Annotated in this window: 7 protein-coding genes; 2 read left to right on the top strand and 5 right to left on the bottom strand. The window is 68.2% G+C overall.

Annotated elements, in window-relative coordinates; all coding sequences use genetic code 11:
• Nucleotides 1-43 precede the first annotated feature (43 nt).
• The 4 genes from G6N46_RS20450 to G6N46_RS20435 all read right to left on the bottom strand — a co-directional run bounded on the left by G6N46_RS20450 (nucleotide 44) and on the right by G6N46_RS20435 (nucleotide 2,086).
• A complete protein-coding gene (locus G6N46_RS20450; RefSeq protein ID WP_061001811.1) occupies nucleotides 44-268 on the bottom strand; it encodes an MbtH family protein in 225 nt (74 codons plus the stop codon).
• 327 nt (nucleotides 269-595) lie between these two features.
• Nucleotides 596-1,207 carry a recombination mediator RecR gene (gene recR, locus G6N46_RS20445; RefSeq protein WP_029105128.1) on the bottom strand — a complete coding sequence of 204 codons (612 nt, stop codon included), beginning with the start codon at nucleotides 1,205-1,207 and terminating at the stop codon, nucleotides 596-598.
• Nucleotide 1,208: 1 nt separating this feature from the next.
• Nucleotides 1,209-1,541, bottom strand: coding sequence for a YbaB/EbfC family nucleoid-associated protein (locus G6N46_RS20440; protein WP_029105129.1), 333 nt, complete (start codon nucleotides 1,539-1,541; stop codon nucleotides 1,209-1,211).
• Nucleotides 1,542-1,648: 107 nt separating this feature from the next.
• Nucleotides 1,649-2,086 carry an SRPBCC family protein gene (locus tag G6N46_RS20435; RefSeq protein WP_020101051.1) on the bottom strand — a complete coding sequence of 146 codons (438 nt, stop codon included), beginning with the start codon at nucleotides 2,084-2,086 and terminating at the stop codon, nucleotides 1,649-1,651.
• Between the two features lie 71 nt (nucleotides 2,087-2,157).
• On the opposite strand from G6N46_RS20435, the gene G6N46_RS20430 reads away from it, so the two are divergent.
• Together G6N46_RS20430 and G6N46_RS20425 are read left to right on the top strand one after the other, a co-directional pair.
• Nucleotides 2,158-3,549: an FAD-binding oxidoreductase gene (locus tag G6N46_RS20430; RefSeq protein WP_138250987.1), complete on the top strand. Its 1,392-nt coding sequence runs from the start codon at nucleotides 2,158-2,160 to the stop codon at nucleotides 3,547-3,549.
• A complete protein-coding gene (locus G6N46_RS20425; protein ID WP_138250988.1) occupies nucleotides 3,546-4,850 on the top strand; it encodes a class I SAM-dependent methyltransferase in 1,305 nt (434 codons plus the stop codon). The genes G6N46_RS20430 and G6N46_RS20425 overlap by 4 nt, the downstream gene beginning before the upstream one ends.
• Here the strand turns inward: G6N46_RS20425 and G6N46_RS20420 are convergent, their stop codons facing one another.
• Entirely contained in the window at nucleotides 4,851-6,842 is a 1,992-nt protein-coding gene (locus tag G6N46_RS20420) for a DNA polymerase III subunits gamma/tau (protein ID WP_163692925.1), read from the bottom strand. It lies immediately after the preceding gene.
• Between the last annotated feature and the right edge of the window lie 68 nt (nucleotides 6,843-6,910).

Below are 6,910 nucleotides of genomic sequence, written 5' to 3'. Positions count from 1 at the left end.
CCCAAACACTGAAATGCCGAACTACCCCTGACTTACCGAGCGATCAGAGCTGCTGACCCACCGCCAGTCGGTCCCGCAAACTCTTCGGCCGGATGTCGGTCCACTCCCGTTCGATGTACTCCAGGCACGAGGCGCGGTCCGCCTCGCCGAATACCACCCGCCAGCCCGCCGGCACATCAGCAAATGTCGGCCACAGGCTGTGCTGTTCTTCGTCGTTGATCAGCACGAAGAAAGATCCATTGTCGTCATCGAACGGGTTGGTGCTCATGGTGCTCCCAAAAGAATTGACGCTCAAGATAATTGGGCTTTGCGATTTCACTCGACCCGTGGGCGAATGCTACATGCTCTGACTATGTCCACAAATGGGCGTCAATAAACCCGCCCCGGCGCGCCGCGATCGAGCAATCCGTCCGAAAACACCGACACCGTAACGACTTTCGCGACCTTCTTTGCCCAATGCCGACGACGGTACCGACTTCCCTGGGAACACCGTCAGACGGCCATTTCCGATAGTTAGCTGAAGTTGCTGCAACGGTGCCAGAGAGAGAGGTACGAGGGGCGGCCGGACGGGAGGCGATTTCGGCGGGGCCGCGAATCAGACCATCGCGCGGCGGCCGGCCAGGGCCCGGCCCAGCGTCAGCTCGTCGGCGAACTCGAGGTCGCCACCCATCGGCAGACCCGACGCGATGCGCGTCACCGTCAGCCCCGGGATGTCCCGCAGCATGCGCACCAGATACGTGGCCGTGGCCTCGCCCTCGGTGTTGGGGTCGGTCGCGATGATCACCTCGACGATGTCCACACCGTCGACCCGCTGGCCAATGCGGTTGAGCAGCTCGCGGATTCGCAATTGTTCCGGCCCGACGCCGGACAGCGGATCCAGCGCGCCGCCCAGGACGTGATAGCGCCCGCGGAATTCGCGGGTGCGCTCCACCGCCTGGACGTCCTTGGGCTCCTCGACGACGCACACCAGGGAACCGTCGCGGCGCGGGTCACTGCAGATCCGGCAGCGATCGTCATCGGACACGTTGCCGCACACCGCACAGAACTTGACGCCGTCGCGTACCCGGTTCAGCACCGCGGTCAGCCGGTCGATGTCCGGCGGCTCCACCGACAGCAGGTGGAACGCGATGCGCTGGGCACTCTTCGGCCCGATGCCCGGCAGCTTGCCGAGCTCGTCGATCAAATCCTGTACGGGTCCTTCAAACACATCAGAACCCGGGCAGGCCCATGCCCTGCATACCGCCGGCCAGCGGACCGAGGCGCTGCTGCGCCATCAGCGTCACCTGCTCGGAGGCGTCACCCAGGGCACCCACGATGAGGTCCTGCAGCGTCTCGATGTCGTCGGGGTCGACGACCTTCGGGTCGATGGTGAGCGCGGTGATCTCACCGCTGCCCATCATGGTGACCTTGACCAGACCGCCACCGGCCTGACCGGTCACCGACGAGGTGGCCAGGGACTCCTGCGCCGCCATGAGCTGCTGCTGCATCTGCTGCGCCTGAGCGAGCAGCGCGGACATATCGGGCTGGCCACCGGGTTGCATGACGATCCCCTCAAGTTTCGATGATCGGGTGTGCGCGCCAGCCTAGTCGCCCGACGGATCACCGGGCGACCGACTGGCCGCGAAAAGAATCTCCGTGCGCCGAAGGGCTAGCCTTCGACGACCTTCTTCAGGTTCCCCAGCACCTCGTCCTGAATCTTGCGCAGACCCAGCGGCGCGAAGGTCTTCTCGAAGAAGCCGCCGATACCGCCCGCGCCCTGCCACGCGGTCTTGACGGTGACGGTCGAGCCGGTGCCCGCCGGGGCGACGGTCCATGTGGTCACCATCGACGAGTTGGCGTCCTTCTCGATGACGCTCTTGCCGGCGACGTCAACCGTGGCCTTGACCTCACGCGAGCGCTTCTTGGTGGCCTGCAGCTTCCAGGTGGCGACGGTGCCGGCGCCCTGTCCGCCTTCGAGCACCTGGTAGCCGCTGTAGTTCGACGAGAGGATCTTCGGGCGCACCGTCTGGTAGTCGGCGACTGCCGCAAGCACCTTCTCCGGCTCGGCGAGAATCAACACGGTGCTGGACGCACTGACCTGTCCCATCAGGTAAAACTCCTGTTCATCTGGCTTCCCTTGCGGTCGCGAGGACCGCTGTCTCGGTTTAGCGTATATGTGTGACTGCTGTCACGACCGATGCGACGGCCGCCCACGAGGTGGCCGTTCAGCGACTCCTGGACAGCTATCGCGCCATCCCGCAGGGTGCGACAGTGCGGCTGGCGAAACCGACGTCGAACCTGTTCCGGGCACGCACGCGCACCAAGACCAAGGGGCTGGACGTCTCGGGGCTGGACGGTGTGCTGGCCGTCGACACCGAGTCGCGCACCGCGGACGTGCAGGGCATGTGCACTTACGAGACGCTCGTCGCGGCGACACTGCCGTTCGGGTTGGCACCGCTGGTCGTACCGCAGCTCAAGACCATCACCCTCGGGGGCGCGGTCACCGGACTGGGCATCGAGTCGACGTCGTTCCGCAACGGGCTGCCGCATGAGTCCGTGCTGGAGCTCGACATCCTCACCGGCGCCGGCGAGCTGGTCACCGCCAGCCGCGACCGGCACCCCGACCTCTTCCACGCCTTCCCCAATTCCTATGGGACGCTGGGCTATTCGGTGCGGCTGCGCATCGAGCTCGAGCCCGTGCGCCCGTTCGTCAAGCTGCGGCACCTGCGCTTCCACCGGGTGACCGACCTGATCGACGAACTGGCGCGCATTCTCGACACCGGCGGCCACGACGGCGTGCCGGTGGACTACCTCGACGGCGTCGTGTTCGGGCCCGACGAAAGCTATCTGTGCCTCGGCATGAAGACCGGGATCGACGGGCCGGTCAGCGACTACACCGGCCGGCGCATCTTCTACCGTTCCATCCAGCACGACTCCGGCGAGCGGCACGACCGGCTCACCACGCAGGACTATCTCTGGCGCTGGGACACCGACTGGTTCTGGTGTTCGGCGGCCTTCGGCGCGCAACTCCCGCTCATCCGGCGGTTGTGGCCCCGCCGGTACCGCCGCAGCAGCGTCTACTGGAAGTTGGTGGGTCTGGACCAGCGCTTCCACATCGCCGACCGGATCGAGCGACGCAGCCTGCTGGCCCCGCGCCAGCCGTTGCGCGAGCGCGTCGTGCAGGACGTCGAGGTACCGGTCGAGCGCGTCGTCGACTTTCTCGCGTGGTTCCTGGCCCGGGTACCCATCACCCCGATCTGGTTGTGCCCGTTGCGGTTACGCGACGACACCCACTGGCCGCTGTATCCGCTCCAGCCCCACCGCAACTACGTCAACGTCGGGTTCTGGTCATCGGTCCCGGCTGGACCCGTCGCCGGCGAGACGAACCGGTTAATCGAGCACAAGGTCGACGAGTGCGGCGGCCACAAATCCCTGTACTCCGAGTCGTTCTACTCGCGCGCGGATTTCGACAAACGCTACGGCGGCGCGGAGTACCAGAAGGTCAAAGACGTTTACGACCCCGAATCGCGGCTACTAGGTCTCTATGAGAAGGCGGTACAACGGCAATGACGACAACTGACGACCGGGACACGACCGACGGCAGGCTCACCTTGGCCGAGGTCCTGGAGAGCTTCTCGAGTGGTCGGCTCCCCCTGAAATTCGAGGCGTACGACGGCAGTTCGGCCGGCCCCGAAGACGCCGAACTCGGTCTGAGCCTGCTCACTCCGCGCGGCACCACCTACCTGGCGACCGCGCCGGGCGACCTGGGCCTCGCTCGCGCCTACGTCGCAGGCGATCTCGCCGCGCTCGGAGTGCATCCGGGCGACCCGTACGAGCTGCTCAAGGCTCTCGCCGACAAGGTGGAGTTCAAGCGTCCGCCGATCCGGGTGCTGGCGAACATCGTGCGGTCCATCGGATTCGAACATCTGCTGCCCATCGCCCCGCCACCGCAGGAGGCCCTGCCGAAATGGCGCCGGATGGCAGAAGGGCTGCGGCACAGCAGAATCCGGGACGCCGAGGCCATCCACCACCACTACGACGTGTCGAATGCCTTCTACGAACTGGTGCTCGGCCCATCGATGACCTACACCTGCGCGTGCTATCCACGGCCGGATGCCACGCTCGAGGAGGCCCAGGAGAACAAGTACCGGCTGGTGTTCGACAAGCTGCGGTTGCAGCCCGGCGATCGGCTGCTCGACGTCGGCTGCGGCTGGGGTGGCATGGTCCGGTACGCCGCCCGGCACGGTGTCCGGGCCACCGGCGTGACGCTGTCGGCGGAGCAGGCCGGCTGGGCACAGCGCGCCATCGCCGATGAGGGCCTGGCCGACCTCGCCCGCGTCGTGCACGGTGACTACCGCGACGTGCGGGAGGACGGCTTCGACGCGGTCTCCTCGATCGGCCTGACCGAGCACATCGGCGTCGCCAACTACCCGGCGTACTTCCGGTTCCTGCGGGACCGGCTCCGGACCGGCGGGCTGCTGCTCAACCACTGCCTCACCCGGCCGCACAACCGGCCGGGGCACATCGGCGGATTCATCGACCGCTACGTCTTCCCCGACGGGGAACTGACCGGCTCGGGACGGATAATCGCCACCGCCCAGGACACCGGACTGGAGGTGCTGCACGAGGAGAACCTGCGCCACCACTACGCCCTGACGCTGCGCGACTGGTGCGCCAACCTGGTCCGCAACTGGGACGACGCGGTCGCCGAGGTCGGCGTGGCCACAGCCAAGGTCTGGGGCATGTACATGGCCGGTTCCCGGGTGGGATTCGAGACCAATGTGGTTCAGCTGCACCAGGTTCTGGCCGTCAAACTCGACGAGCACGGGGCCGACGGCGGGCTGCCGCTGCGGCCGTGGTGGACGCCCTGACTACTCCCCGATGGGTCGGGCGCCCAGCTCACTCTTGAGCAGTTCCAGCGCCACCTCTTCAGGGTCGCGCCGGGGGACGTCGGTGCCCCGGTCGTTGGCCGCGTCGGCCAGCATGTCCTCTTCTTCGGCGCGCTCCACCGCGGCCTGCTGTTCTGGCGTCGGCGCGGCGGCTCGCGGCGCCGCGGCGGCCGGCGCCGCACCCGCGGGCGCGGCACCAGCGGGCCCCGCCCCGGTATCGCACCGCACCCGCCAGTTCACCCCGAGCGCGTCCTTGAGGGCCTCGCGGATGACGTCCGAGTTGTGCTGCTCCGACAGGCGCCGCGCCAGCGGCGGCGCCGGGTGCGCCAGGACGAGGGTGTCGCCCTCGATGCCGCGGACCGTCGCCTCCATGAGCATGGCTTCCAGTGAGCGACTACGCGCCCGGACCTTCTCGCGCACCGTCGTCCACATGGCCCGCACCGCGGCGGCATCGGGCTCACCGGGTGTCGCGGCGGCAGGCTGCACGGGCGCCGCGGCGGCCGGTGCGGGAGCCGGCGGGGCGACGGGTTCAGGTGATGTTTCACGTTGAACCGGCGCAGGTTCGGGGGCCGGACGCGGCTCGGGCCGTGGCGCCGGGGGTGCGGGCGGCGGCGTCGGCTCCGCTTCAGGTGTCGAAACCGATTGGGGTACTTGACTTCTCCGCGTGAACTGCCGGTTGCCCGCCGCCGAGGACGGGGCAGCCGGAGCCTGCGGTGCCTCCGCGTACGACTCGGCGACCGGTGCCGAGGCGGGGGCCGGAGCCGCCACCGCAGCGGGCCGCGGGGCAGCCACGGTCCCGGCCTCCGAGGCCGGGATCGAGACGTTCATCCGGGTCTCGATGCGCTCGATGCGTTGCAGCAGAGCGGCTTCGGTGTCACTGGCCGACGGCAGCAGCAGCCGGGCACACACCACTTCGAGCAGCAGTCGCGGTGCCGTCGCGCCGCGCATCTCCCCCAGTCCGGCATGCATGACCTCGGCGTAGCGGGTCAGTGTTGCGGTGCCGATCTGGGCGGCCTGGTCCCGCATGCGCTCCATGACGTCGTCCGGCGCGTCGACCACGCCGCGGGCCGCGGCGTCCGGAACCACTTGCAGGACAATCAGATCCCGGAAGCGCTCCAGCAGGTCGGTGCCGAAGCGGCGTGGGTCGTGCCCGGCGTCGATCACCGACTCGACGGCGCCGAAGAGCGCCGCGCCGTCGCCGGCGGCCAGCGCGTCGACGGCCCGGTCGATCAGCGCGAGGTCGGTGGCGCCCAGCAGCGACAGCGCCCGCTGGTAGACGACGCGATTCTGCTCGGCGCCGGCCAGCAGCTGGTCGAGCACCGACAACGTGTCACGCGGCGAACCACCACCGGCGCGGATGACCAAGGGGTACACCGCGTCGTCGACGCCGACGTCCTCCTGGGCGCAGATCTTCTCCAGCAGGCCGCGCATGGTCTTCGGCGGCAGCAGCCGGAACGGGTAGTGATGGGTACGCGACCGGATGGTCGGCAGCACCTTCTCCGGCTCGGTGGTGGCGAACACGAAGATCAGGTGCTCCGGCGGCTCCTCGACGATCTTGAGCAGCGCGTTGAAACCGGCGTTGGTCACCATGTGCGCTTCGTCGATGATGAAGATGCGGTACCGCGACTGCGCCGGCGCGTAGAACGCGCGGTCCCGGAGCTCACGGGTGTCGTCGACACCACCGTGGCTGGCGGCGTCGAGTTCGACGACGTCGATGTTGCCCGGCCCGTTCGGCGCGAGCGCCACGCACGAATGGCACTCGCCGCACGGATTGGCCGTCGGCCCCTGCTCACAGTTCAGCGAGCGGGCCAGGATGCGCGCCGACGACGTCTTGCCACAACCGCGCGGCCCGGAGAACAGGTAGGCGTGGTTGATCCGGCCCGATTCGAGCGCGTTGCACAGCGGCTCGGTGACATGCTCCTGCCCGACTACCTCAGCGAAACTTGCCGGTCGGTACTTGCGGTAGAGAGCCACGGGAGAAGGCTACCGAGCGGGTCCGACTCGTGCTCTGGTGCCCGTTGACTGCGAATCTACGCATACCG

The sequence above is a fragment of the Mycolicibacterium phocaicum genome, assembly GCF_010731115.1.
Lineage (GTDB): Bacteria > Actinomycetota > Actinomycetes > Mycobacteriales > Mycobacteriaceae > Mycobacterium > Mycobacterium phocaicum.
The sequence above is the reverse complement of the archived record's forward strand: the minus strand, read 5'-3'. Positions and strand labels throughout refer to the sequence as shown.